The sequence below is a fragment of the Bacillus sp. AK124 genome, from assembly GCF_053903085.1.
Map to the genome: position 1 here is coordinate 3,167,706 of NZ_CP096378.1, position 23,535 is coordinate 3,191,240.

The 23,535-nt window shown below is 46.1% G+C and carries 26 protein-coding genes; 11 read left to right on the forward strand and 15 right to left on the reverse strand.

Annotated features, from left to right (window positions below; all coding sequences use genetic code 11):
- Window positions 1-32: 32 nt before the first annotated feature.
- From M1E06_RS15950 to M1E06_RS15975, 6 genes are all read right to left on the reverse strand, one after another.
- Window positions 33-2,195 (reverse strand): YhgE/Pip domain-containing protein, encoded by a 2,163-nt coding sequence (locus tag M1E06_RS15950; protein WP_105980852.1) that lies wholly within the window; start codon window positions 2,193-2,195, stop codon window positions 33-35.
- Window positions 2,196-2,266: 71 nt separating this feature from the next.
- Window positions 2,267-2,839 (reverse strand): TetR/AcrR family transcriptional regulator, encoded by a 573-nt coding sequence (locus M1E06_RS15955; RefSeq protein ID WP_003180287.1) that lies wholly within the window; start codon window positions 2,837-2,839, stop codon window positions 2,267-2,269.
- Between the two features lie 196 nt (window positions 2,840-3,035).
- Window positions 3,036-4,448 (reverse strand): protoporphyrinogen oxidase, encoded by a 1,413-nt coding sequence (gene hemY, locus M1E06_RS15960; protein WP_023856566.1) that lies wholly within the window; start codon window positions 4,446-4,448, stop codon window positions 3,036-3,038.
- 15 nt (window positions 4,449-4,463) lie between these two features.
- Entirely contained in the window at window positions 4,464-5,402 is a 939-nt protein-coding gene (gene hemH / locus M1E06_RS15965; protein WP_003180282.1) for a ferrochelatase, read from the reverse strand.
- Window positions 5,403-5,475: 73 nt separating this feature from the next.
- Window positions 5,476-6,537 carry a uroporphyrinogen decarboxylase gene (hemE, locus tag M1E06_RS15970; RefSeq protein WP_059231189.1) on the reverse strand — a complete coding sequence of 354 codons (1,062 nt, stop codon included), beginning with the start codon at window positions 6,535-6,537 and terminating at the stop codon, window positions 5,476-5,478.
- Window positions 6,538-6,662: 125 nt separating this feature from the next.
- Window positions 6,663-8,801 (reverse strand): transglycosylase domain-containing protein, encoded by a 2,139-nt coding sequence (locus M1E06_RS15975; RefSeq protein ID WP_023856563.1) that lies wholly within the window; start codon window positions 8,799-8,801, stop codon window positions 6,663-6,665.
- A 131-nt stretch (window positions 8,802-8,932) separates the two neighbouring features.
- Here M1E06_RS15975 and M1E06_RS15980 point away from each other — a divergent pair, with 131 nt between their 5' ends.
- The 3 genes from M1E06_RS15980 to M1E06_RS15990 all read left to right on the forward strand — a co-directional run bounded on the left by M1E06_RS15980 (window position 8,933) and on the right by M1E06_RS15990 (window position 12,221).
- Entirely contained in the window at window positions 8,933-9,436 is a 504-nt protein-coding gene (locus M1E06_RS15980; RefSeq protein WP_023856562.1) for an antibiotic biosynthesis monooxygenase family protein, read from the forward strand.
- Between the two features lie 107 nt (window positions 9,437-9,543).
- Window positions 9,544-10,920, forward strand: coding sequence for a membrane protein (locus M1E06_RS15985; RefSeq protein ID WP_023856561.1), 1,377 nt, complete (start codon window positions 9,544-9,546; stop codon window positions 10,918-10,920).
- 140 nt (window positions 10,921-11,060) lie between these two features.
- Window positions 11,061-12,221 carry a M20 family metallopeptidase gene (locus M1E06_RS15990; protein ID WP_164504584.1) on the forward strand — a complete coding sequence of 387 codons (1,161 nt, stop codon included), beginning with the start codon at window positions 11,061-11,063 and terminating at the stop codon, window positions 12,219-12,221.
- A gap of 30 nt (window positions 12,222-12,251) precedes the next feature.
- On the opposite strand, the gene M1E06_RS15995 is transcribed toward M1E06_RS15990, so the two are convergent.
- Genes M1E06_RS15995 through M1E06_RS16005 form a run of 3 tightly spaced genes read right to left on the reverse strand, consistent with a single transcriptional unit; the run spans window position 12,252 to window position 14,970 of the window.
- Window positions 12,252-12,962 (reverse strand): EcsC family protein, encoded by a 711-nt coding sequence (locus M1E06_RS15995; RefSeq protein ID WP_003180270.1) that lies wholly within the window; start codon window positions 12,960-12,962, stop codon window positions 12,252-12,254.
- Between the two features lie 48 nt (window positions 12,963-13,010).
- Entirely contained in the window at window positions 13,011-14,237 is a 1,227-nt protein-coding gene (locus tag M1E06_RS16000) for an ABC transporter permease (protein ID WP_020450803.1), read from the reverse strand.
- Window positions 14,230-14,970, reverse strand: coding sequence for an ABC transporter ATP-binding protein (locus M1E06_RS16005; RefSeq protein WP_020450802.1), 741 nt, complete (start codon window positions 14,968-14,970; stop codon window positions 14,230-14,232). Before M1E06_RS16005 ends, M1E06_RS16000 begins: the two co-directional genes overlap by 8 nt.
- Before the next feature lie 524 nt (window positions 14,971-15,494).
- Here M1E06_RS16005 and M1E06_RS16010 point away from each other — a divergent pair.
- The 3 genes from M1E06_RS16010 (at window position 15,495) to M1E06_RS16020 (ending at window position 17,858) form a co-directional block, all read left to right on the forward strand.
- A complete protein-coding gene (locus M1E06_RS16010) occupies window positions 15,495-15,914 on the forward strand; it encodes an HIT family protein (RefSeq protein ID WP_020450801.1) in 420 nt (139 codons plus the stop codon).
- Between the two features lie 198 nt (window positions 15,915-16,112).
- On the forward strand, window positions 16,113-17,186 hold the full coding sequence (gene serC / locus M1E06_RS16015) for a 3-phosphoserine/phosphohydroxythreonine transaminase (protein WP_020450800.1): 1,074 nt from the start codon (window positions 16,113-16,115) through the stop codon (window positions 17,184-17,186).
- Window positions 17,187-17,330: 144 nt separating this feature from the next.
- Entirely contained in the window at window positions 17,331-17,858 is a 528-nt protein-coding gene (locus M1E06_RS16020; RefSeq protein WP_020450799.1) for a tryptophan transporter, read from the forward strand.
- Between the two features lie 91 nt (window positions 17,859-17,949).
- Here M1E06_RS16020 and M1E06_RS16025 read toward each other — a convergent pair whose 3' ends face one another.
- Window positions 17,950-18,141: a hypothetical protein gene (locus M1E06_RS16025; RefSeq protein ID WP_020450798.1), complete on the reverse strand. Its 192-nt coding sequence runs from the start codon at window positions 18,139-18,141 to the stop codon at window positions 17,950-17,952.
- Between the two features lie 161 nt (window positions 18,142-18,302).
- On the opposite strand from M1E06_RS16025, the gene M1E06_RS16030 reads away from it, so the two are divergent.
- A complete protein-coding gene (locus tag M1E06_RS16030; protein ID WP_195201939.1) occupies window positions 18,303-18,659 on the forward strand; it encodes a YtxH domain-containing protein in 357 nt (118 codons plus the stop codon).
- Window positions 18,660-18,852: 193 nt separating this feature from the next.
- Entirely contained in the window at window positions 18,853-19,473 is a 621-nt protein-coding gene (locus M1E06_RS16035; RefSeq protein ID WP_020450797.1) for an HTH-type transcriptional regulator Hpr, read from the forward strand.
- On the opposite strand, the gene M1E06_RS16040 is transcribed toward M1E06_RS16035, so the two are convergent.
- Entirely contained in the window at window positions 19,470-19,817 is a 348-nt protein-coding gene (locus M1E06_RS16040) for a YhaI family protein (protein WP_020450796.1), read from the reverse strand. The two genes, M1E06_RS16035 and M1E06_RS16040, sit on opposite strands and share 4 nt — an antisense overlap.
- 213 nt (window positions 19,818-20,030) lie before the next feature.
- Between M1E06_RS16040 and M1E06_RS16045 the strand changes: the two genes are divergently transcribed.
- Window positions 20,031-20,546 carry a DUF3267 domain-containing protein gene (locus M1E06_RS16045; RefSeq protein WP_020450795.1) on the forward strand — a complete coding sequence of 172 codons (516 nt, stop codon included), beginning with the start codon at window positions 20,031-20,033 and terminating at the stop codon, window positions 20,544-20,546.
- A gap of 78 nt (window positions 20,547-20,624) precedes the next feature.
- Complete coding sequence (locus M1E06_RS16050) at window positions 20,625-20,840, forward strand: hypothetical protein (protein WP_003180249.1); 216 nt, start codon at window positions 20,625-20,627, stop codon at window positions 20,838-20,840.
- Between the two features lie 54 nt (window positions 20,841-20,894).
- Here the strand turns inward: M1E06_RS16050 and M1E06_RS16055 are convergent, their stop codons facing one another.
- A complete protein-coding gene (locus M1E06_RS16055; RefSeq protein ID WP_020450794.1) occupies window positions 20,895-20,993 on the reverse strand; it encodes a YjcZ family sporulation protein in 99 nt (32 codons plus the stop codon).
- 127 nt (window positions 20,994-21,120) lie between these two features.
- Window positions 21,121-21,207 carry a YjcZ family sporulation protein gene (locus M1E06_RS16060; RefSeq protein WP_003180245.1) on the reverse strand — a complete coding sequence of 29 codons (87 nt, stop codon included), beginning with the start codon at window positions 21,205-21,207 and terminating at the stop codon, window positions 21,121-21,123.
- A gap of 163 nt (window positions 21,208-21,370) precedes the next feature.
- On the opposite strand from M1E06_RS16060, the gene M1E06_RS16065 reads away from it, so the two are divergent.
- Window positions 21,371-22,231, forward strand: coding sequence for a peptidylprolyl isomerase (locus M1E06_RS16065; protein WP_020450793.1), 861 nt, complete (start codon window positions 21,371-21,373; stop codon window positions 22,229-22,231).
- A gap of 44 nt (window positions 22,232-22,275) precedes the next feature.
- Here the strand turns inward: M1E06_RS16065 and M1E06_RS16070 are convergent, their stop codons facing one another.
- Together M1E06_RS16070 and yhaM are read right to left on the reverse strand one after the other, a co-directional pair.
- Window positions 22,276-22,509 (reverse strand): sporulation YhaL family protein, encoded by a 234-nt coding sequence (locus M1E06_RS16070; RefSeq protein ID WP_020450792.1) that lies wholly within the window; start codon window positions 22,507-22,509, stop codon window positions 22,276-22,278.
- A 68-nt stretch (window positions 22,510-22,577) separates the two neighbouring features.
- On the reverse strand, window positions 22,578-23,522 hold the full coding sequence (yhaM, locus tag M1E06_RS16075) for a 3'-5' exoribonuclease YhaM (protein ID WP_020450791.1): 945 nt from the start codon (window positions 23,520-23,522) through the stop codon (window positions 22,578-22,580).
- Window positions 23,523-23,535: the final 13 nt, after the last annotated feature.

Consider the following 23,535-nt stretch of genomic DNA (forward strand, 5'->3'; position numbering starts at 1 on the left):
GCCCTTGCCGGGCTTGAAAAGATGTTTTTCTTTTATGCGTGCTGCTCTTCAACTTTTCCTTTTCTCAGCAGCACTTTAAAATAAATCAGCGTCAAGGCCATCATGACGATCGCAACACCGCCGAGCACGGCAGCCTGCTCCCACATATACGCGTAGTCTCCGCTTGAAATCACCGCTCTGTATCCCGCAATGCTGTAGGTCATCGGCAGTGCGGAATGGATGACTTGGAAGAACTTAGGAACAAGTGCAAGAGGGAATGTTCCTCCGCTTCCTCCAAGCTGAAGTACGAGCAGAATGACGGCAATGAAACGTCCCGGATTTCCCATGGTCGCAGCCAAAAATTGAATGATCGCAAGACATGTAATGCTCATGATCATACTGAACACATAAAATCTCCAGACGCTTTGCACTTCAAGCCCGATGCCAGAGAGAATGATCGTGCAGGCGATCGCCGCTTGAAGAATCCCCACTGCAAAAAGTACGCTGAATTTGCTCATAAACCAGCCGAAAGCTGATTCAGGCCGGACGGCCGGCTCTTTCACATCAAAGACGACGGTGATCATTAATGCACCGACAAATAAGCCGAGCGACAAAATATACGGGGTTAATCCTGTTCCGTAGTTGGAAACCGGATCGATTTTATCGCCTTTCACATCGACGGGATCTGAGAACATATTGTAGTTTTCGTCTCCCGCTTGAATATCGCCGGTCTGATCGGCAGCGTCAGACAGCTTGTCAAACAGCTCCCCGCTTCCGTCAGACAGCTTGCCAAGACCTTCATCAAGAGATTTAGCCCCTTCTGCAAGCTTGGAAGAACCGTCTTTCAGTTTATCAGCCGCGCTTTGCAGATCGCCGAACTTCCCGACTAACGTCTGGCTGCCTTCGGCGATTTTGGATGATCCGCTTTTCGCCTCCACGAATTTTTCGTTGTAAGCACCCAAACCGTTTGTCAGCGCATCGAGCCCTTGCTGAATCTTTTGCGATCCTTTATAAAGCTTGTTCACATCCGAAGGAACTCGCTTCAATTCCTCAAGCTTCTGTTTCAGCCCGGATAAATCGGGAAGTTCGCTTACATCGGGAATTTGCGCTTTCAACTTGTCAAACTCAGGCAGCTTCACCGTTCCCATTTTTTCATCGACTTGTTTCATAAGCGCGGCTTTCTGTTCTTGTGTCAGCATGTTGCTGGATTCAATAATTTGTTTGACTTCACTGTGCTGGTTTTTCAATGCCGCTTCAAGCTCATCAATATTTTTTGAAATCTGACTGATTTCTTTTTTCGCCTTTTCGGCGTTTGAAAGTGCCGTTTCAAGCTGCTGAATCTTTTCATTTGAAATGGCTTCTTCGAGTTTGCTTATCATCTGTGCTTTTTCATTCATCTGCTCCAATCCCGCCACAATCTGAGGCATGCCTTGTTGGAGCTGTTGAGCACCGCTGTGCAGCTGGCCGCTTTTTTCTAAAAATTGCGCAAGCCCTGAATCAAGTTCATGAATTTTGTCGTTCAGCGTATTGAATGCCGCGCCGAACTTCTCCATTCCGTCTTTGTTGAACTGAATTTGGCTTTTCGCAAGCTTTTCAAGGTTCTTTTTCAGCTTTTCGCTTCCTTCTTTCGCATCTTTCAGTCCTTTATCCAGTTTTCCGGCACCTTCGCTGGCTTCACCGAGACCTTTTGCGATTTTGCCGAAATTGTCAAAGATGACTTCAGCATATTGCTGCGTGATTTCAGAACCGACTGAATGCTGAAGCTGCTCAATCGCTTTATCGCTGATCTGGGCGCCGACATAGTTTCGTCCGGCGTTTGTATGATAAATCAGATTCAGCTTTTTCGGATGTTTATCCATCACCGTGCTGGCATCTTTCGAAAAGTATTCAGGAATTTCTACAACCATGTAGTATTCCTCATTTTGCAAGCCTCTCAGCGCTTTTTCCTTCGTCGTAAAATGCCAGTCGAATTTATCGTTTTTTTTCAGTTCTTTGACAAGGTCGTCGCCGATGTGAAGGTCTTTTCCTTCATATGTCGTTCCCTTGTCGGAATTCACAACCGCTACGGGGAGCTGATCGACGTTTCCGTATGGGTCCCAGTACGCCGCCAAAAATATGCTGCTGTAAATCAGCGGTATAAAGAGAACCCCGATCACGGATATCAGTAGTTTTTTATTGGTTATCAGTTCTCTCCACTGGTTTTTGAAAACATTCATGTTGATACGCCTCCTAGTTAGTAGCCGCTCTCTATGCGGATAAGCACCCCTTTAAACAAAGAAAGGACAATCTAACGAGATAATCCTTTTAAAATATACATTTTCAGCATCTCTGCCAACTCTTCATCTTTCAGCGGTTCATGGTTTTTTTCCCAGTCAAAGATGAGCGCGATGTAAAGCTTGAAGATGACAAACGCGTTCAGCTCGGGGTCACACGGTCTAATATCGTCATTTTTAATCGCTTCTTTAATCTTTCTCTTAATATAGCTGATGACCATGCGTTCCAGCTTTTCAATCACTTCGCGGGCCGCCGGTGTGCCGAGCTCCGCACCTTCCTGAAAGATCTTAATGGTCAGCTGGTGCTTCTTTCTGTACTCCAATATCGCCATCATCGCGCGATGGGCATTTTCGTGAAAAGGCAGATCAGGATCAATCGCTTGATCAGCCGTTTGCTTCATCTCAATCAGAAGCGAAGAAAAAATGTCGTCGAACAGTTCCTCTTTATTCTTGAAAAAAGTATAAATCGTACCTTTGCCGACATTGGCAAGCTTCGCCACCAGATCCATCGTCGTCGCTTTGTAGCCGAATTGTGTAAACGATTTTGTCGCCGCTTCTAAAATCAGTGCTTTTCGATCTTTGCTCACGGTTTCTCACCCCGAAATTGACTATTTGAACATTTTGGTCAGTAAGTACAAAAAGTAATGTAACACACCTGAATATAAAATGCAATAATTTAAATGTTATCTTTTCCATAAACAAACTTTAAAATGATGAAAGCTGTAAAAAGAGTGAAATAAAAAAAGCCGCCGAATGGATTCGGACAGCTTTATTTGCTCTTCTTTATTCGAAAAGGTGTGAGAGTACATCGGCTACGGCCTGCTTGCCTTGGTCGATGCAATCCGGAATGCCGACCCCTTCAAAAGAGGCCCCCGTCATGAAAACGCCCGGATATGACGCCTGTAACCCTTCCCTGATCTCTTTCATTCTTTTCTTATGGCCGACATGGTATTGCGGCATCGCTTCATGCCATCTTGTGATGCAGGTCATTTCCGGCTCGCCGTCGATCTTCATAATCCGCCTTAAATCGTCGAGGACGATTTTCACCATTTCGTTATCTGACTGTTCGACAACGGACTCATCGCCGGCTTTCCCCACATAAGCTCTTAACAGAACTTTTCCTTCAGGCGTTGTGCTCGGCCATTTTTTGTTTGTCCAAGTACACGCCGTAATCGAAAAGTCGCTGTTCCTTGAAATGACAAAGCCTGTTCCTTGATGCTCCATTTGGACGGCTTCTTCCGGAAATCCGAGCGCCACATTGGCGACAGATGTTGACACCATATCTTCTAAACCCTTCAGCCAATCCGCTTTTGGAAACATCGCGGCAGCTGCTTTATGGGGAGCGGTGACTACGGCCGAATCAGCGTGAAGCACCTTGCCGTTGTCAAGCTTCATGCTGTAGCCCGAGCCCGCGCGCTCAATGCTGACGACCTTTGTGCCTTTATAAACCTTTGTGATATCGAGCTGCTTTTCCAGTTCTTCAACAATCGTCTGCAGGCCGGTTTTCACCGTCTGGAACTGGCCTTTCTTTTTGTTCGCAGGCTTTTTGGCGCTCTGGGCGCCGCGCGATTTTTTCATCCCGATGATCAAGCTTCTGTACTTCTGTTCTGTCTGGTAGAATTGCGGGAAAGTTGACATCAGACTGAGGCGGTCAATGTCCCCGGCATAAATGCCTGACAAAAGCGGTTCGATCAGGTTCTCCACCACTTCACCGCCGACACGCCTTCTGAAAAATTCTCCGAGCGACTGGTCTTCCTGCGGCTTGCTCGCTGGAAGCAGCAAATCCATTCCGGCTCTCAACTTCCCCGGCAAGGAAAACAAGCCGGTTGTCAGAAAAGGTCCGATTTTTGTCGGCACCCCCATCACAGCTCCTTCCGGAATCGGATAGAGCGTTTCGCTGACAAGAACATAAGACTGGCCTGTCGCGTTGTTCACGAGCAAGTGCTCCAGCCCGAGATCCTTCACGAGCTGAGGTGCGCTTTGCTTCCGTTCCAAAAATGAATCCGGCCCCCGTTCAATCACATAGCCGTCTTTGTGTACCGTCTGTATCTTTCCGCCCAGTCTCGGACTTGCTTCAACAAGCGTGACTTCGGCCGGGAGATCGTTCTTTTTGATTTCCTTCTCCAAGTAGAAGGCGGCGGCCAATCCGGTAATACCGCCGCCGATGATGACAATCTGCCTGCGTTCTCCACTCATTTACAATCGCCTTCTTTACTGTTCTTTCTCCAATTGTTTTAATACAACATCTGCTAAAGCATCGATAAACTCATGTTTTGCGTTAGGCATTTCAGGTCTGTAATAGCTTGCTCCGATATCGTCTGTGACGACTTTGCATTCATAATCGTTGTCATAAAGAACTTCCAAATGGTCAGCTACGAAGCCGACGGGAGCATAAACAAAAGCGCTGTACCCTTTTTGCTCTGACAAGTCACGGGTCAAATCCTGAACATCCGGCCCAAGCCACGGATCAGGGGTGTTTCCTTCGCTTTGCCAGCCGACGGCGTAATCTTTTACACCCGCCGCTTCGGCAATCAGCTTCGCTGATTCTTTAAGCTGTTCAGGATATGGGTCACCCATTTCGACGATCTTTTCGGGAAGGCTGTGCGCCGATACAATCAAGACGGCGTTTTCCCTTTCTTCCGAAGGCATTTCGTCATAGATTTTTCTCACTTGATCCGCCCAATATGCGATGAATTTCGGCTCATCATACCAGCTGTTGATCGATGTGATCGACAATCCGCCGAGCTTTTCAGCCTCGTCTTTCGCCCGCTTGTTGTACGACTGTACGCTGAAGGTGGAGAAATGGGGCGCAAGCACGATGCTGACGGCTTCTGTAATCCCGTCTTTATGCATCTCCTGAACGGCATCCTCGATGAAAGGTTCGATATGTTTGAGACCGATATATGACTTGAATACCACATCATCCTGAAGCTCGTTTAAGCGTTTTTCCAGCTGCTTCGTCTGCTCTTGCGTGATCTTTGCAAGCGGAGAAATTCCGCCGATCGCCTTATAGCGGTCTTTTAAGTCCTGAAGCATGTCAGGCTCAGGCTTCCTGCCTCTTCTGATGTGTGTATAATAACGTTCAATGTCTTCCTCTTTGTAAGGCGTCCCATACGCCATAACAAGAAGCCCCATTTTCTTTTTACCCAACGTGAACACCTCTTTAAAGATCATGATCTATACGTATTTTGACAGTTTATATTGAAAAGACCAACTGAAATGCTCATGTCATCAGGCTCGATTTTTTTGAGGCGGAATACTCATGAACAAATGCCGTCAATTTTTTCAGTGTGTCAGGACTCACTTCGGGAAAAATCCCGTGACCGAGGTTGAAAATAAACCGGTCCGTCTGCATGCCCTGATCGAGAATGGCTTTCGTCCTCTCTTCAATGACTTCCCACGGGGCGAGGAGGATCGAAGGATCCAAATTCCCCTGAAGCGTTTTTGTCAGCCCTTTATCCCTGGCTTCCTGCACGCTCATCCGCCAGTCCAACCCGACGACGTCAAGGTCAAGATCGTGCCATTCAGTCGCGAGGTGGCTTGCGCCGACCCCGAACATAATCAGCGGCACGCCTTCTTTTTTCAGCTCTTTGAAAAGAATGTCCATCGTCGGCTTGATATAGCGGCAGTAATCACCGATATTCAGCGCGCCGACCCAGGAATCGAACACTTGAATGGCTTTGGCACCGGCGCGGATTTGGGCTTTGACGTATACAGCCGCCATCTTCCCGAGCTTTTTCATCAAGAGGTCCCATGCAGCAGGCTGGCTGTACATAAACGCTTTTGTTTTATTGTAGTTTTTGGACGGGCCGCCTTCGATCATATAGCTGGCCAGTGTAAACGGTGCCCCAGTAAAACCGATCAGCGGAACGTTCAGCTGTTCTTCTGTCAAGAGTCTGATCGTCTCCAGCACATATGGTATATGCTCCTCCGGCTCGAGTTCGCCAAGTTTTTCAACATCTGTGAGAGATGTGATCGGCTGATCGATAACAGGACCGATGCCGTTTTTAATTTCGACGTCAACGCCAATACCTGGAAGCGGTGTCATTATGTCTTTATAAAGTATTGCCGCATCGACACCGTACTGTTCGACGGGGAGCCTTGTCACGTAAGCGCACAGTTCGGGCTGATGCGTAATTTCGAACAGTCCGTATTTTTCCTTGAGCGCTCTGTACTCAGGCTGTGATCTTCCAGCCTGCCTCATGTACCATACCGGTACATGGGCGGCTTTTTCTCCTCGGCACGCTTTTAAGAATGTGTCATTAAAAGCCTTGTCGTTTTTCATCATGATATCCACCTTTCAAGCTGCAACCATACGTTCGCAAAATTACTCCTTCCAATATACCGTTTTTTTATTGAACGGTATACTCATGAGACTTATTGTTCAAGAAATTGATGAATTTCGGGTACCTAATGACCCGAAGGAAACACTTTCGGTTCGATATAATCAGTCCCTTTCCCCTCTGTTTTCGTCTGCGGATTGTACGGAACAATTTTATAGGAAGCATTGGAAAAGATGTTTGCATAAGGGATTGAATAGCTTCCTTTCCCCTTAACCGTATCAATGAGCGTTTCTTTTCCGTTTTTCCTTTCATATATTCGGTATTCAACCCTTTTATCCTCTTGTTCATGCCATTTTAATGACACCGTAATCAGCCCCATCGGCGTAAAGGAATAGTCTGCTTTAACACTTTCCAAATCTTCGAGGCGGATCGGCCTGTCCAGATCTTTTACACCTTCAGGCGCCTTAAATCGTTCAGGCTTATGGTTGGAGCGTTTTAAAATGTCTTTAAACAGCCTTGTCGGATAAGCGCTGCCGCCTTTTAAATAATGGGATTCATCCGTTTTATCGTAGCCCATCCAGACAGCTCCCGTCACTTCGGGCGTATACCCCGCAAACCAGGCATCTTTTGTTCCGCCCTCTTTTCCGGTATACGTGGTCGAGCCCGTTTTTCCTGCAATCTCTCCGGAAAAATCACCGGCTTTTCCCGTTCCGCTTTTCACGACCTCCTCTAGCATTCGCGTCATGTTCCAAGCGGTTTGTTTGCTGAATACCTTTTCTGATTTTTCCTCGCGGCGGAATATGACATCCCCGTTTTCGTCCGTGATTTTTTTAATAAAGAACGGCTCGGTGTATTGTCCTGAATTTGCAAAGGTCCGGTATGCCCCGGCAATCTCAAGCGGCGACACTCCTTTCTCTAAGCCGCCCAGCCCCAATGCCAGGCCCTCATCCGGCACGTTCATGCCCAAGCGGCTGAGATAAGGCTTCACCGTTTCGATTCCGATCTCATTTAGCGTCCATACGGCAGGCGCGTTTTTGCTGTAGGTCAGCGCATCCACCATAGAGACCTTGCCCTCGTACTGGCCGTCATAGTTTTTCGGCGAGTAGCCGCCGTATGACAGCTGTTTATCTTCAAGCATGGAGTACGGCTTAAACCGCTTTTCTTCAAGAGCGGGGCCGTAAACGGCAAGCGGTTTAAAAGTCGAACCCGGCTGACGCGGGGCTGTTGCCCTGTTGTAGCCTTTCGGAGCGTATTCCCGACCTCCGAGAGCGGCCACTACGCCGCCTGTCCGGTTATCGATAAAAACGGCGCTCCCTTCAGCTTTATTGTCTGTTCCGGGAAAATAGCCGTCCTGCTTCATCAGCGTGTAAGCCGCTTTTTGTATCGAAACGTCGAGCGGAACACTGATTGTGTATCCGCCTTGAAGAAGCTGTTCACTCGAAATCGAATATTTGTCTTCCGCTTCTTTCATGACCAGATCAATATAGCTGTCAAGCCACGGATTTTTTGATTTTTCTTTCACGTGGAGGCCCAATGTGCTGCCTTGGGCTCTGACGGTTTCCTTTGAGCTGATATATCCCTGCTCGTTCATCATGCCGAGAATGACATTGCGCCGCTCACGGCTTTTTTCCGGATTGAGAATGGGAGAATACGTGGACGGCGCTTTAGGAATGGAAGCCAGCACCGCTCCCTCACTGACCGTCAAGTCTTTCACATCTTTGCTAAAAAAGTAGTTTGCAGCCGCCTGGATTCCATAGACGCCGTGCCCGAAATAAAGCTGGTTCAAATACATTTCCAAAAGCTTGTCTTTGCTGTAGTCCCGCTCCAAGTTGATCGCGATTATGACTTCTTTCGTTTTTCTTAAAAACGTTTTGTCGTGTGTCAAAAAAGTGTTTTTTGCGAGCTGCTGGGTGATCGTACTTCCACCTTCCACTTTTCCTCCCGCTAATATATCTTTATAGACCGCACGGCTCACGGATTTAAAATCGATGCCGTGGTGCTCATAAAAGCGCTTGTCTTCAACCGCGATAAAGGCATTTTTTACGCCGTCCGGCACCTCGGCAATTGAAATAGGTCTTCTATTTTCAGTATAGAGGCTTGTGACTTCTTCTCCATTTTGGTCGACGATTTTAGAAGAAGCATGGAAAATCAGTTTCTTTTCATCAATCACATAATCCCCCAGAAACAAAATCGTAATATATCCGATTAACGATAAAAGGAATATCGCCGCTGTAATGATGATTGGAATGAAAAATCTCTTTCTCATATGGTCACCTCATTCCTTTCTATAGCTAGTATGGGAATTTTTTCTTCAAATTATGTTGCAGCATTTATAGCGGGTAATAGATAGAATTTTAAATCGTCCTTTTGTTATACTATCAAAAAGGGGTGATAAAATTGAATTTTTACATTACATACGGAACTGTCGAGTTTTTAAAAAAGCTCGCCAAACAGCACGGTCTTGAAAACATGTTATTTATGAAAAGCCACGATTCCGCCATTCTCTTTCACGAAACCGACGGAGAAAGCGTCTTTCATTCTCCTCACCGCTACGAAATCATCGATCAGTCGGGAACTTTGGAACATTCCGGATTCGCCGTCCTCAACAACATCCCTGTCACACCGGAAGGAAGACCGCTTTTCGAAACCCGTTTTAAAAACAGAGCCGGAAAAATCGAAAATCAGCCTGGCTTTAAAGCCCTCAGGGTGCTGAGGCCGAAAGACAGCGATACGTATATCGTACTGACGCTGTGGGACACAGAACAGTCGTTTCAGGACTGGAAAAGCTCCAAATCGTTCGGCGAAGCCCATCAAAAGAAGGAATCTTCAGCTGGAATCAACCAAGGCGGAACGATTTTTTCCCGCCCATCCTATATTTCTTCGTATCATTCTGTCGAATAACTGCCTTTTAAGGCAGTTTTTTATTTCCGAGGAAATGAGCCCTTCCTTCACACTCTGACAGCCCAGGAATAAGCTGTATGAGGCTATGTTAACGGGGGGATCGGGAAATGGAAATTGAATTAACGTCCGTTCACTTTATATATTTGGGCTTTATCGCTGCAATTCTTGCATTTATGCTTCTTCGTCTTGATACCACCTTTATATCGCTTGCCGGGGTTTTTTTCATTTCATTAGCGGCGACCCATTCTGCCATTGCCTCTGTGATGGGCCTGTTCAACAGCTTAATCTACGCCGCCGGAGAACTTCTCCCGACCATTTTCATCATCTGCTTTACCGTTTCGATGAGCGAACTGCTGGCAAAGACCGGCGTTAATGAAGCAATGGTCACTCCGATCGCCAAATGGATGAAAGGTCCTGCCTTGGCCTATTGGATCACCGGAGCTTTAATGTTTATCATTTCTTCATTTTTTTGGCCCTCCCCGGCTGTCGCATTGATCGGCGCCGTCCTCCTGCCTGCCGCGCTGAAAGCCGGCCTCTCCCCGATAGCGGTAGCGTGCGCCATGAATTTATTCGGCCACGGTTTCGCTCTATCAGGCGATTACATCATCCAGGCGGCGCCTAAATTGACCGGAGATGCAGCCGGACTGTCCGTTGCAGAAGTGATGTCTGCAAGCGTTCCGCTCGTCCTGATCATGGGCTTTTCGACAACGGCGGCAGCCTTTTTTATGCTCAGGAAAGAGAAAGACAATCAAGCAGCCGCAAACAGTGAGCGGCGGCAAAGCGAGCCTGAATGGCTTCTTCCCCCAGCCCCAAGAAAATGGCTCGCACTGATGATTCCGGTCATTTTTTTAGGGGATATCGCCGCGATGCTGATCCTGGAATTGCAAGGAGACGAAGCGACGGCGCTTGTCGGAGGAACAGCTGTCTTCGTCATGATTCTCATTCATTTTATCGTCCACAAACACCGTCGTCTTGAGAAAATCACCGGTTATTTCATTCGCGGATTTCAGTTCGGCTTTAAAGTGTTTGCCCCCGTCATTCCGATCGCCGCCTTTTTTTACTTGGGCGACGCGGGTTTCGAAAAAGTACTGACAGCCGAGATACCCGGTTTTTCTAATAGGATCGTGCAGGACCTCGGTTCAGCTTTTGCCCACAGCGTCCCGCTCTCTCCAGAGCTCGCCGCAGTGGCGCTCACTGTCACGGGAGCGGTGACCGGTCTTGACGGCTCTGGTTTTTCAGGAATATCTCTAGCCGGATCAGCTGCTTCGATGTTTGCTGCGGCTGTTGACGGCAACCCGGCCGTTCTGACCGCACTCGGCCAAATCTCAGCCATTTGGGTCGGCGGCGGTACGCTTGTGCCATGGGCGCTCATTCCGGTAGCAGCGATTTGTAAAGTGGACCCGTTCGATCTTGCCAGAAAAAACTTTATTCCTGTAGCAGCCGGATTAACTGTCACAACGATTGCCGCCATTTTTCTTCTATAAAACGTGACAGCAAGGTTGAATAGCGGCTTCAGTTGTCATAAAATTATAAAAACTTGTCATTCCTAAAAGGAGGAATTTTTTTGAGCGCATCCGCATTCATCCGACAAATTAATGAGCAGCTTGATGCACACTACGATGAAATGGTCAAATTGAGGCGTCATTTTCATCAGCACCCGGAGCTTTCTTTTCAAGAAAAGAAAACAGCCGCATTTATCGCTTCTTACTATGAAGCGCTCGGTATTCCTATCCGCACCAATGTCGGCGGGGGCGGTGTTCTCGCGCACATCGAAGGCGGATCGTCCGGCCCCGTCATTGCGCTTCGAGCCGATTTTGACGCGCTGCCCATTCATGATGAAAAAGATGTGCCTTACCGGTCGACGGTGCCGGGAGTGATGCATGCCTGCGGACACGATGGGCACACGGCCACCCTGCTCGTCCTCGCGAAAATTTTGAACGAACATGCCGACCGTTTAAAAGGAAAGATCGTCCTCATCCATCAGCACGCCGAGGAATATTCCCCGGGCGGAGCCAGGCCGATGATTGAAGACGGCTGTCTTGACGGTGTTGACGTGATTTTCGGAACCCATTTGTGGGCTACTGAGCCGACGGGAACCGTTCAATATCGAACAGGACCGATCATGGCCGCTGCGGACCGTTTTACGATTACGATTAAAGGCAAAGGCGGGCATGGCGCACAGCCTCATAAAACAAAAGACGCCGTGTTGATCGGATCGCAGATCGTCGCTTCACTCCAGCAGATTGTCAGCCGCAGGCTCGATCCGACTCAGCCGGCAGTCGTTTCGATAGGTTCATTTGTTGCCGAAAACTCCTTTAATGTAATCGCTGATAAAGCCGTTTTAATCGGGACGGCGCGTTCCTTCAATGATGAAATCCGCACCTTGATTGAAAACGAAATTGAACAGATTGCAAAAGGTATATGCGGCATGCATGGCGCTGACTGTGACTATTCCTTCGAAAGGGGCTATCCGCCTGTCTGCAATCATCCGGAAGAAACGGCTTTTCTCGCAAAAATCGCTAAACAGACAGAAGGCGTCGAAAACGTTGAGGAAAGCGGCATGCAAATGGGCGGGGAAGATTTCGCTTACTACCTAGAGCGCGTCAAAGGGACATTTTTCTTTACAGGCGCCCGTCCTGAAAATCCGGACGCGGTGTTTCCCCACCACCATCCGAAATTCGATCTTGATGAAAAAGCGCTGCTGATCGCAGCCAAGGTGCTGGCAAATGCCGCTGTCTCCTATCAGGAGAAAGAGCAGTCGCTCCGCGAAACGCCTGCAATGTAACAACCAAAAAAGCAAAAAACAGCCGGATCATCAATATCCGGCTGTCTCATGTATCAACCTCATATGGAAAACGTGTCTCGCTGTTTCCCCAAGATGCCCAAGCAGCTTATAGTTAGCCGTTCCGCCTATGACCGCGCCGAAGCCCGGCACAAGCTGAAACAGCTTTACAAGATCGAGATAGTCCCGGTATTCCTGCTGAAATGCCAGCCAATCGATTTCGCGCTTTTCGGTTTCCCAATGTTCAATCATACGGAAAATTTCTTTTCGGTGAGCTTCCCCTGAGAAGGCGAGCTGAAAAATATACAGAAGAAACATCCGCTCTTCTTTTTCCTTGATATCGTATCCGTAAATCGACGCCAATTCAAACAGGCATTTCATTTTGATGCCGAGCAAAAGCGGAAAGTCCGCCAGTCCGAGAAAAATCCCGCCTGCGCCTGTTCCGATCCCTTCAACGGCAGCCGCCTTTTGATACTGGGCAATCGTCTTCTGAGCCAGCTCATCTTTTTCCCTTAGCGAAAGCGCGCCTGTTTTCTTGTCAAAAGTCGTCAAATTCGAGCCGAGCAAAGTGGCCTCGACCATCTTTTTAATGCTTTCTGTTATCGCTTTATGAACTTTGGCGGGAATGCGGGCGTTGATTTTCGACTGCACGCCTTTCGACATCCGCTCAGCCATCGACGGCTTTCTGAGAAACTTCATTTTCCAGCGGATCGCTTCCTCCAAATAAAGCTGGTTTTCATTCATGCGCCTCTCACCTCTTCTTTCATCATACTTGCTTAAAAAGAAAAGGATTCATGATCTCTTGGCATTTTTCTTCAATCTGCTGTTGAAATAAGGCTTCAAAATTACAAATATAAGCAATGCGGAGCCGGCCAGTCCGGCAAGCATCCCGGTCCACTGCATCATGGCTCCGGCAACGGCAGACAAAACAAGCGCCTGGACGCTCAGAACAATGTGAAGCAGACCGAAAAAGCTCTTCCGCTTTTCTGCAGCTTTGACGGGATAAAGCTCCTGCAAGGACAAATGTGAAAAATGATCAAACAGCGGTGTCAGCTGAATTCCTGTAATGAATACGGTAAAGACGATGAGCGCCGCAGAAACCCACTCATATGTCGAAAAATAAGCGATGATGATACCAAAAATTGCGGTCAGCCTGACGACGATACCGAAATAGTCGTTTGATCTGATAAAGGCCCTTCCGTACATATATGTAAATGTCCGGCGCTGTTCATACGGAATAAACCGGAGCATCCAATCGAGATATGCTCTTCTTTTCGCCTGCTTTCTAAGATGGGGAACGTCTGTGAATAGGTTCGCAATTCTGTAGAACCGCTGCTTTCTTCTGATTTCGTCTTCAATATGCAGCTCCCATTTAAACGATTTTTTCTTATCGATCATTTTAAAATACACATACAGAGCGGCCATGATCAGGTAGACAGCTGCTGCAAATCCGTATGAAGACGCTAAAGCGAAATAGATCGCGATCGTGTTGAGAAGCAGTCTGACAATCCAGTCGGTGACCCTCATGTTTTTTTCGCCGAAAAACGTCATCCGCCATTGCATCGCTGTGTTCCATCCTTTTAAGACGAGCAGCTGAATCAGCAAGATGAAGTACGCGGAAAATGCCTGGCCGCTCGCTTCAAAATAGAGCGGTGCCAAAGCGAGGGCCGCGGCGGCCAGCGGAAAAAGCTGCGTCAACAAACTGAATCGGAAAGCCTGCTGAAAATACGGCTCCATCTTTGCTTCGAGCGGCAGCAAAAAGACGAGATCCGCTTCTTTAATTAGCGTGCGGACGTATGAGCCTGTCAAAATGAACGAAAAGATGACGGCCATCACCCAATAGGCGGGAAAACCTTCGGGCATCTCTTTCAGCCATTTGCTGTACCAGCTCGCAGCTCCTGCAAGGAAAAAAATCATGACGATGACAAGGTGGTCATTCAGCATGTATTTCAAATATGATCTTGTTTCTTTGACATACTCCTCAATTCTTGTCTTCCAAATCCCCAGAATGCTATTCATAGCTCTCTTCCTTCGTCAGTTCAAGATACAGGTCGTCGAGGCTCGCTTCTTCCATCGAAAACTGCTCTCTGAGCTCATCAAGCGTTCCTTTCGCCCGCACTTCGCCGTTATGAAGAATAATGAAGGAGTCGCAATACCGCTCTGCCGTTGCCAAAATATGCGTCGACATCAAAACGGCCGCGCCGTTTTTCTTCGCTTCGTTCATCCGCTCGAGAAGGGCATTGATCGCCAGCGGATCAAGACCGAGAAACGGTTCGTCTATAATGTACAGGTCGGGTTCGACAAGGAAAGCGCACATGATCATAACCTTCTGCTTCATACCTTTTGAAAAATGGGCAGGGAACCATTTCAGGCGCTTCTCCATTCTGAATTCTTTCAAAAGCGGCGGAAGCCTTTTCTCGAACGTTTCCTTCGAAAGGCCATACGCCATCGCCGTCAGCTCCAAATGCTCCTTCAATGTCAGCTCTTCATATAAAATCGGCGTTTCCGGAATAAACGTAAATTGGGAACGATAGCTTTCCGGATCGTCCATGAACGTTTTGCCGTTCAATTCAACCGATCCTTTGTGCGGTTCCATTAAGCCGATGATATGCCGGATCGTCGTGCTTTTCCCCGCTCCGTTCAAACCGATCAGCCCGACGATCTGCTCCCGTTCAATCGCAAATGAAACATCGCGCAGCACCGGGTTTCTTGTATACCCTCCAGTTAACTCATTAACAGTCAGTAGTGACATACGTTCGTTCCTTTCCTGCATTTTTCTTAATAGTACCAAAAACAAGAATGTATTTGAAACGTTTTCCCTCCCGCTTTTCGGCCTTAAAATAAAACGAATAATCGAATGCGCATCAGGACATTCTAATTCTTGAAGAAGGGAAAGCTTATCAACTCTGGCGAATGAGGTGTTTGTCAAAGACAAAATCGGCAAGAGTTCCTGAGTATGAAACATGTCAAGCTTAGAAATTTCTTTCATCCACTGAATTGAGAAAGCACCTGCTTTATTTGACATCTCCGTCATATAAAAAAGGTGTGACGATCAAATGAGGTGTTTGTCGCAGGAAATGTATAGGCGTTACAAGCTTTCATTTTGACGAAAATGGGGTGCTTGCAAAAGGCAGTTAACGTTTCTTCGTTAAAGCGTACCTTCTTCAGGCAGGGTGAACGTTGGAGCCGTTCATCCTGTTTTTCGTGTTTTCGCGCAAATTGTGGTAATATGTTGCTTATACATAACCTTTCCCTGATGGAAAAAGGAGGAAAAGTATGAGCGACTGTATTTTCTGCAAAATCATAAACGGAGAAATCCCTTGTGCAAAGGTATTTGAAAATGAACATGTACTGGCTTTTCTCGACATCAGCCAAGTCACAAAAGGGCATACGCTTGTGATTCCAAAAGTTCATAAAACCAATATTTACGAAATGACACCTGATGTTTCAAGGGAATTTTTTGAAGCGGTTCCGAAAATCGCCCAAGCTATCAAAGACGAATACGAGCCGATCGGCTTAAACCTTCTGAATAACAATGGCGAAAAAGCGGGGCAGTCCGTCTTCCACTATCACATGCACATCATCCCCCGCTACGGCAAAGGAGACGGATTCGGAGCCGTCTGGAAAACACATGCGGACGACTATTCACCGGAAGACTTGCAGAACATTGCAGCTTCCATCAACAAGCACCTGTAATCGAGACATTGTCCAAGGGCGCCGGCAGCTGCCGGCGTCTTTTTTTCGTTCAAAAAAACTCCACATTTATCAGATCGCCCGGCACGACTAAATAGACTTTGTTCTATATTTCACACAATTCAAATTTTTTATGTATAACCGGAACCTTTTATGTTAGGATGGTTTTATATTTTTATACATGAACAGGGAGCGATTGTGATGATACGTACAACGAACTTTAACGCAGGACCGGCAGCACTGCCTTTAGAAGTACTGCAAAAGGCGAAAGACGAATTTCTTGATTTCAACGGTGCGGGGATGTCCGTGATGGAGCTGTCCCACCGCAGCAAAGAGTATGACGCCGTTCATCAAAAAGCGAAAGCTCTGTTAAAGGAACTGATGGACATACCTGATGATTATGAAGTCATGTTTCTGCAAGGCGGAGCAAGCCTTCAGTTCTCAATGATTCCGATGAACTTCCTCTCCAAAGACAAAACGGCGCACTTCATAATGACAGGCGCCTGGTCTGAAAAAGCGCTCGCCGAAGCGAAGCTCTTCGGAAACACATCGATCATCGCGTCCAGTAAAGAAGATACGTACAGCTATATTCCCGAAGTACCGGAGATTCCGCTAGACGGTGCTTACCTCCACCTGACTTCCAACAACACGATCTTCGGAACGCAGTGGCAAAAGTTCCCTGACGCTCCGATTCCGGTTGTCGCTGATATGTCCAGCGATATTTTAAGCAGAAAAATCGATGTTTCCCAATTTGACATCATCTATGCCGGCGCTCAGAAAAACCTCGGACCGTCAGGGGTGACCGTTGTCATCATGAAAAAAGACTGGCTCGGCAAAGAAAACGAGCAAGTTGCCAAAATCCTGAAGTACTCAACACATGCCAAAGCGGATTCTCTCTACAATACCCCTCCGACTTTTGCGATTTATATGCTGTCTCTCGTGCTGGAGTGGCTCAAGGAAAAAGGCGGCCTCGATGCCATTGAGAAACGCAATCGAGAAAAGGCCGGTATTTTATACAACGCGATCGACGAAAGCGGCGGATTCTACCGCGGCCATGCGAGAGAAGACAGCCGCTCAAACATGAACGTCACCTTTACGCTCAAAAATGATGAGCTGACAGCATCATTCATCGCAAAGGCAAAGGAAGAAAAAATGTCAGGGCTTGGCGGACACCGTTCGGTCGGAGGCTGCCGCGCTTCGATTTACAATGCCGTATCTGTTGAAGACTGCGAAAAGCTGGCGGCCTTTATGAAGAAATTCCGCGAAGAAAACTGATGGTTTATCCTGATGATGGAAGATGGCGAAAAAAGGCTTCCCCATTCCTTCGAAAGTTTGATATACTACTAGAAAGCTTTCGCAATAAATGACGAGCATATTATTGGAAAGCGTAAAAAGAGCCTAGATGAGGAGAGAATAGACATGAAAACAAAAGAATTAGTGGCTATGGCCCTGTTTGTCGCCATTGGAGCGGCGCTTCACGCTGTGATTCCGCCTTTTTTCTACGGAATGAAGCCGGATATGATGCTGATCATGATGTTTATGGGAATCCTTTTGTTCCCTAGATTGCAAAATGTTCTTGTCATCGGAATCGTGACAGGCGTTATTTCCGCGTTGACAACGGCTTTTCCGGGAGGACAGCTGCCCAACATCATCGACAAACCGCTAACAGCCTTGATGTTTTTCGGCGTATTTCTGCTTGTGAAAAAGCTGAACAGCAAAACGCTTGCCGCCGCCGGATTAACTGCTGCAGGAACGGTTCTTTCCGGAACCATTTTCCTTACGGCTGCGCTGTTCATCGTCGGCCTGCCTGGAAACCAGGGGTTCATTACCCTGTTTTCTGTTGTCGTTTTACCTGCTGCCTTGATCAACACGATCGCCATGGCGGTCATCTTCCCGATCGTGCAGTCGATCATGAAGCGCTCAAGGCTGATTGAACAAGTCAAATAAAACCAGAACCTCTTCTTGAAAAGGGTTATCCTTTTTTTGAAGAGGTTTTTTTCATTTTGATGGTCAAAAAAAGGGGAATCCGCCCGATATTTTATATAAGAAGCTGAATAAAAAAAAGGAGCAGGAGCGCCAATCCTGCGCTTCCCGTGCAAAAAAGCGCTTTTTGTTTAAGAATGCGTTTCGGCGGGTAAGATGCAGAATATCCGAGAAGCCTTAAATAATAAAAGGAGCCGGCGGTAAACACAGCGCTTAAAATTGTCAAAACAATGATAATGACAGACAACCCTCTCCCTCCTTTTTTTAAAAGTATGCTAAAATAAAGCAAGCTATGCAGAAGTTTCTAAGAAGAGAAACGGATGGCCCGGCTCGAACGCCAATATCTAATCATGAGAAGACGGGTGCCTGCCAAGCCTGATCTTTAAAAATATAACCGGGGTGATGTACATGTCAAAAGGCCGATCTTTAGCAGCTGGACTGATTGTAGGCGGTGTTATTGGCGGTGTTGCAGCATTGCTGACCGCGCCGACTTCAGGAAAAAACTTGAGAGGACAGCTAAAAGCCAACTGCGGTAAATGGGAAGACACCGTCAAAAGGCTGAAAAACGACGGAATCGCATTAAAAGAGCAATTCGTCAAAACCGCCATAGAAGGCGCGGAAACCATCAAAGACGTCGGCAGCGAACTGCAAACGTCCATCCAGGAATGGCGCGAGGAAATCAAACCTCACCAGCAGGACTTAAAAAAGGAAATCGCTGAGATTGAAGAAAAGATAAAACAGCTGGAGAAAACCTTACAAAACTAATATACTCAGCGAAAAAAATGAACCTTAAAAAAGGGGTGTGAATGGAAAATTTTCACGCTCTTTTTTTGGGTAAAATCCTGATTTCACACCGTAAAGCTGGATTTTTTAAAAATTTCGTAAATTTACATCTTTATTAATCTTTATTTTATTGGCATAATAGAAATTATAAGATAAAGAGAAGCAGGTGAAGTGAATGAATCGAGCGGAAGAGCCCTATACGGTGAAAGAAGCCCTTTTATTCAGTCAAAGAATGGCACAGCTTAGCAAGGCGCTTTGGAAGTCAATAGAAAAGGATTGGCAGCAGTGGATTAAACCTTATGATCTGAACATTAACGAGCATCATATTTTGTGGATCGCCTACCAGCTGAACGGTGCATCCATTTCGGAAATCGCCAAGTTCGGCGTCATGCACGTATCCACAGCGTTTAATTTTTCAAAAAAACTTGAGGAAAGAGGTTACCTGGAGTTTTCCAAAAAGTTGAATGACAAACGAAACACTTACATTCAGCTGACTCCGAAAGGTGAAGACGTTTTCCTTAAAATCCTCGAGTCTTACGATCCGACCCGGAATGCCGTCTTAAAAGGCGCTCAGCCCCTTCATCAGCTGTACGGGAAGTTTCCAGAAATCGTCGAGATGATGTCGATCATCCGCCATATTTACGGCGATGACTTCATGGAAATTTTCGAAAAATCGTTTTCAAACATCGAAAGTGAATTTACGAGCGAAGAGGGCAAAATGAAGAAAAAACAAGAAGCAAAAGAAGCCGGGGAATCGATAGAGATGGACAAACCGCTTGAGCCTCTTAAAAACTAAGCCAGATCGTATTGCCTGATAATGCTGATGAATTCGCTCATCAGCGGTTTGTACAGACCTTGTCTGTGAAGGGCGAAAATCGTTTCGTGCACTTCAAGTTTTTCATTTAACTGTCCCGCAAAAAGCGTGAGGAGATGATCGAACATCACATATCCTTGCGCTTTTTGTGCTTCAAGCTCCTTTGAGAGCTCTTCGCACAGCTTTTCCGTTTCCTTTGCTTCTTCCTCTGATAAGCCCTTTTCGATCAACATTTTATAATACGGATACTCTTTCATATCCGCATTGTTCAATAACAGTTTGATGTAATATTCCAGCCGCTCAAGGCGTTGCTCCATAGAGTTCATATTTGTCCCTTCTCTCCCTTTCTCTTATTTTAGCCGATATTCCCTTCTGATGAAAGTTCAACACGGGAGATTTCTGTTCCTTTTACACCCTTCTAAATTCTTTGGAAAATGACGAAATTTTTTTCGAAAAAGGGATTGATTTTTCTCATCCAGAGGAGTAAATTATTCTGAGGATTTCATATAACAGTTTGTTGAAACGGAAGGATGTCATTTATGAGTTGCTGGAAAACCATCAATCTCGTTAAAGATTATGGAGGCATGCGCATCGTGCTCACTGCCGTCAGTTTAATGATTTTATTTTTTATTCCCGAATATTTAGCGATGCAGCTGATTCATCCGCAAACTGTTCAGAGAGGCGATCATGCCCTTTTGTTTGCAGGACTATTGGTTGCGGCTATAATTGCCCATAAAATTCTTCATATCTTGCCGTTGATCAGCAAGAAAAAAATAGAAAAAAAGATTTATTGGTTGAAAATGAGAACATGGAGAGAAGTTCCAAAAAACACGATGCTTGTCTCTCTTCTCTGCCCTTTTTTCGTCATCACGCCTGCTTTATTTTACGCGGGGGCTGTGATGCCGAGCTTTGCTCATTATTTCTGCATCATTTCAAGTATTCATTTCGGCTATTGTCTGCCTGATTTTCTGTTTGCCTGGAAACTGATCAAAGCGCCTAAAAACTGCTATGTCGATCAGGAAGCCGACGATTTTGATATTTTAATACAAAAATAATCCAGCCGCTCGGCACTTGGAAAATCCTTTTTTTCAGTCTATTTTCTATCTTTTTTAATAAATATTTGGTAATGTAGTATGGAGCAGAAACAGAGAGGGGGATCTCCTATCATCCTTTTTTATTTCATCTTGTTTGCGGTTTTTACTGTCTTCAACATAAACAAGCTTACAAACTCTTTATGCCTTGTCAGAGAGATTCCTGAAGAACGGCAGGATAAGGTGTTTAGAATGATTAATGTGCTGATCTTAATTTTATTGATCTCATCATTCATTGAGATTTCCTTTACGGTGTAAAGAAAAAAAGGATAGCTGCCGATCGTATTGATCCGGCAGCTATCCTTTTGTTGATTAGCATATCCAAGAAGCACCAATAATAATTAATAAGATGAACAGTACCACAAGCAGCGCAAAGCCGCCAGCGAAACCTCCTGTATAACCGTCGCCCATATTGACACCTCCTCTGCCCCAGTCGTTACATTAGTGTATGCACGAATGTCATGAAACGATTAGGCTATCGTCCAAAAGAAAAGAACCGCCTGAAAAAATGACGGTTCTTTTCTCATTTTCTAAGGTTTTAGTACAGATAAGCTGCACCAACGATGATTAATAAAATGAACAACACGACCAATAAAGCAAAACCGCTTGAGTATCCTCCGCTCATGTTATTGACCTCCTTTTCTTGATCAATATATTTGTATGAGCGGAAAGAAAATTTGACTAGACGGATGCCCCTCTGTTGAAAATCTTTTTACAGCATGTCAGAATATGATATGATACAATTCAAAGGAAAGTTTAAACTGTTATGATTAGGAGTGTTTGCATTTATGAAGAAGATTGCAATTGCGGCGATTACAGCGACAAGTGTGCTGGCTCTCAGCGCATGCAGCGGAGGAGACTCTGAGGTTGTTGCAGAAACAAAAGCTGGAAATATTACAAAAGAAGACCTTTATCAAACATTAAAAGACAATGCCGGAGCGGACGCACTGAACATGCTCGTTCAGCAAAAAGTACTCGATGATAAATACAATGTCTCCGACAAAGAAATCGACAAAAAGCTGAACGAGTACAAAAAGTCGATGGGTGACCAGCTCAACCAGCTCATTGAGCAGAAAGGCGAAGACTTCGTCAAAGAACAGATCAAATACGAACTTCTCATGAAAAAAGCCGCAAAGGATAACATAAAAGTAACCGATGATGACGTAAAAGAATATTATGACGGCCTGAAAGGCAAAATCCACTTGAGCCACATTCTTGTGAAGGAAAAGAAAACGGCTGAAGAAGTTGAGAAAAAGCTGAAAAAAGGCGAAAAATTCGAAGACCTTGCAAAAGAGTATTCAACTGACGGAACAGCCGAAAAAGGCGGCGACCTCGGATGGGTCGGCAAGGAAGATAACATGGACAAGGATTTCGTCAAAGCTGCGTTTGCTTTGAAAACCGGCGAAATCAGCGGCCCTGTGAAATCGCAATTCGGCTATCACATCATTAAGAAAGACGAAGAGCGCGGCAAATATGAAGACATGAAAAAAGATCTCAAAAAAGAGGTCCAAGAACAAAAACAAAACGATCAAACTGAACTGCAATCTGTTATCGACAAACTTGTCAAAGATGCTGATCTAAAAGTAAAAGACAAAGAGTTGAAAAAACAAGTCGACCAGCGCCAAGCTCAGACAAGCAGCAGCAGCTGACGCCAAAAAAGCTGTCCTCCCCTCGCGGGGCCGGACAGCTTTTTTTATGCGATGGAATGACTATCAGCCGATTTTTCATGCTGTTCTTGATCTTCATCCAATGAACGCTTCATGCGCTGTGCTTTTTCTTTTTCCATCCGTTCGATATAAATGCGGCCTTCTTTTTCGATAAAAGCCTGATCGATCTTTTCCTCTTCCTTTGCCGTCGTCATCAGCTTATAGGCGCTGAAAATAATGCCGACGATGCAAAGGTACACCCACCACGGAAACAGCAGCACGGCTTTTCCCCCTTTTTTGAATAAACTGTATATCAGACATTATGCAAAAGGGAGACAAGTTATGACGCTTATTTGTGAAAAACAGGCTTGTAAAAGGAACGATTATCCAATGCAAAGACGCGTTCGGTATACTCTCCCGGCTTGACCCGTTCGAGCGCTCTGTCCATCATATTGATCTTCGCGTCAAGGTTGTCGATATAGTGAAGAATTTCCGCTTCCTTGACCATCGGCGGCTTTGGACTGCCCCATTCGGGTTTGCCGTGATGGCTTAAAATCAAATGCTGGAGAATCAGCACTTCTTCTGAATCAATTTGAAGCTCTTCGGCTGCTTTTGCAATTTCTGTCACCATAATCGAAATGTGCCCCAGCAGATTCCCTTCGACAGTATAGGTCGTGGACACCGGTCCGGATAGTTCTTTTACTTTTCCAAGGTCATGCAAAATAACACCTGCGTACAATAGGTCGCGATCGAGCGACGGATACAGGTCTGCGACCGATTTGGCCAGGTTCAGCATGGAGACAACATGGTATGCGAGACCTGATACGAACTCGTGGTGATTTTTCGTCGCAGCTGGATAATCAATGAATTCCTTGCCGTATTTTTTGACGAGGTGCCTCGTGATTCGCTGAATACTAGGGTTTTTCATTTCAAAAATATATTGAGTGACCGCATCCATCATTTCGTTTTTGGGAATCGGTGCAGTCTCAAGAAAGTCATCGATTTTGACATTGTCATTGTCGCCCGCAGGTCTGATGTTTCTCAGCTTCAGCTGATTCCGCCCGCGGTAATGATGAATGTCGCCGACCACTTTCACGATCGTCTGCGGGCCGTAGGTCACTTCGTCCTGCTGTTTGGCGTCCCAAAGCTTCGCTTCTATATCTCCGGACTGATCCTGGAGCATCAGCGTTAAAAACGGTTTCCCATTGCTCGCGATTCCTTTCGTTGACGATTTAATGAGCAAATACAAATCAACCTGCTCGCCAACTTCGTGCAGCATGATACCTTTTGCCATGATAAAGCTCCCT